Here is a 505-nt window from a genome sequence, read left to right on the forward strand (position 1 = left end):
CCAGGTTCCGCCTGCCTGCTCCCCGGAGATTAAACCGAATAAGTCAATCGATGCTGTACTGGAATCACAAATCGTTGTAGCTCCGTCTGCTCCCGCAATATGTTGTGGATTGATATTGATCGTAGCCACGCTCACATCGTCAATACATGGGGAGATTGCTATTAAACTATATTGGAATGTACTGGTTGTTGCGCCTGGTGCCGCTACGAATGTACCTGCTGCCGCATTGAACGTACCGCCTGTTCCTGTTAATCTGGTCCAGGTTCCGCCCGCTTGCTCTCCGGTGATTAAACTAAATAAGTCAATCGATGATGTGTTGGAATCACAAATGATTGTAGAGCCATCTGTTCCTGCATTTGACTGTGCATTGATATTGATCGTAGCCACACTCACATCGTCAATACATGGGGCGATTGCTGTTAAACTGTATTGGAACGTACTGGTTGTCGTGCCCGGTGCCGCTACAAAGGTTCCTGCTGCCGCGTTGAACGTTCCGCCTGTTCCT

General features: G+C 48.7%; 1 protein-coding gene. It reads right to left on the bottom strand.

Features of this window, described 5'->3' with window-relative positions; translation table 11 throughout:
• Positions 1–505, bottom strand: a 505-nt coding sequence (locus FEDK69T_RS15985) for a hypothetical protein (RefSeq protein WP_035656489.1), incomplete at both ends; no start/stop codon positions are given.

Source organism: Flavobacterium enshiense DK69 (assembly GCF_000498495.1).
Classification (GTDB): Bacteria; Bacteroidota; Bacteroidia; order Flavobacteriales; family Flavobacteriaceae; genus Flavobacterium; species Flavobacterium enshiense.